1 protein-coding gene is annotated in these 502 nt (G+C 54.8%); it reads right to left on the bottom strand.

All coding sequences use genetic code 11. From position 1 onward, the window contains the following. Window positions 1–502 (bottom strand): biotin/lipoyl-containing protein (locus ABD481_RS47295; RefSeq protein WP_344672409.1); only part of this gene is annotated, 502 nt, incomplete at both ends.

Here is a 502-nt window from a genome sequence, read left to right as displayed (position 1 = left end):
CTTCGAAGATCATAATCAGGGAGCCGGTGGAAACTTTATCGCCGGTATTGATTTTGATCTCTTTGACGGTACCGGCGAACGGCGCCGGAACTTCCATAGAGGCTTTATCGCCTTCTACGGTGATCAGGGATTGCTCAGCGGCGATGGTGTCGCCCACTTTAACCATGATCTCAGTGACTTCGACTTCATCGCCGCCGATATCCGGGACGTGAACTTCTTTCGCTGCCGCGGCAGCCGCTGGAGCAGCGGCGGCCGGAGCGGCTTCTTTCTTCTCTTCCTGCGCAGGTGCAGCGGCGGCTGCACCTTCGGCGGAATCGAAAATCATAATCAGTTTGCCAGTCTCGGTTTTGTCGCCGACGGAGACTTTAATCTCTTTCACGACGCCAGCCTGCGGAGACGGGACTTCCATAGAGGCTTTGTCGCCTTCTACGGTGATCAGCGACTGTTCAGCTTCTACTTTGTCGCCAACTTTGACCAGGATCTCGGTGATTTCAACTTCATC

It is taken from the genome of Catenulispora yoronensis, from assembly GCF_039531695.1.
Taxonomy (GTDB): Bacteria; Actinomycetota; Actinomycetes; order Streptomycetales; family Catenulisporaceae; genus Catenulispora; species Catenulispora yoronensis.
This window is presented reverse-complemented; position numbering and strand designations above follow the sequence as displayed.